Origin of the sequence: Rubrobacter taiwanensis (assembly GCF_004337705.1) — a bacterium.
GTDB classification, from domain to species: domain Bacteria; phylum Actinomycetota; class Rubrobacteria; order Rubrobacterales; family Rubrobacteraceae; genus Rubrobacter_C; species Rubrobacter_C taiwanensis.
Map to the genome: position 1 here is coordinate 1 of NZ_SKBU01000046.1, position 1,226 is coordinate 1,226.

Genomic DNA, 1,226 nt, shown 5'->3' on the forward strand with positions numbered 1-1,226 from the left:
CCAAGTGCGCAGGCCAGGGTTATAAGGATGGCCGCTACGGGTAGCTGGGAGAGCAGCGCAAAGAGGGCGGTCTCTGCCGGAGATTGGGCTATGCCTCCTTCTCCAAAGAGCTCTGAGTGGAGTGCTGCTCCCCCAAAGATGGAGAACCACCCAAAGGAGGCTCCGGTGGGGGCAAGCAGCGTGCCTACAATGAACTGCCGGATGGTGCGCCCTCTTGAGATTCTGGCTATGAACATCCCAACAAAGGGTGCCCAGGAGATCCACCACCCCCAGTAGAAGATCGTCCAGCTTGTCTGCCAGGCTGCGGCTTCTTCGTTGAGGGTGAACATCTGAAAGGAGGTGCCGATCAGGTTCTGGAAGTAGTAGCCGACGCTACCCACGAAGGTGTTGAGGATGAAGATGGTGGGGCCTGTCAGGAAGACAAAGAGAGCCAGAGCCATCGCCAGGTACATGTTTATTACCGAAAGGCGTCTTATGCCCCGCCTTATGCCTAAGAGCACGCTGGTTGCGGTGATGGAGGTGATCAGCAAGATGATGAGCAGTTGTACCCCTATGTTCGAGGGTATCCCAAAGAGACTCTCAAGCCCGGCATTGATCTGGGTTGCTCCTATCCCCAAGGAAGTGGCCAGCCCAAAGACCGTCCCAAACACAGCCAGAATGTCTATGAGGTCGCCAACCCAACCGTTAACCCGCTCGCCTATCAGCGGGTAGAAGGCAGAAGCCGGCCTCAACGGAAGACCTCTGCGGAAAGCGAAGTATCCCAAAGAGAGCCCAAGCACTATGTAGATGGCCCACGGATGCAGCCCCCAGTGGAAAAACGAGAGGTGCATCGCCTCCTGGGCCGCCTGAGCGCTCTCAGCCTCCCCCACCGGAGGAGCGAGATAATGCGCCATGGGCTCTGCAACCCCGTAGAAGACGAGCCCGATCCCCATGCCCGCAGTAAAGAGCATAGCAAACCAAGACCAGGTAGAAAACTCAGCTCTTGAGTCATCGCCGCCGAGCCTTACCCTGCCGTAGCGGGTGAAGAGCAGTCCCAAAACGAAGATCAAAAAGAAGCTCACCGAAAGCACATAAAACCACCCAAAGTAGGTGCTTATGAACCGCTGCACCGCCGAGGCAGCCTCGCCCGTAGCGCCGGTGAAGACCGTTCCCGCCACAACGAAGGCCAGGATGACCGCCCCGCTGATCAAAAACACCGGCGGGTTGGTGTGCCGCCTGAGATGATC

At 57.7% G+C, this 1,226-nt stretch carries 1 protein-coding gene; it reads right to left on the reverse strand.

The window, feature by feature from the left end:
* The coding region (locus tag E0L93_RS15450) for a BCCT family transporter (protein ID WP_132692985.1) at positions 1 to 1,226 on the reverse strand (1,226 nt) is incomplete at both ends.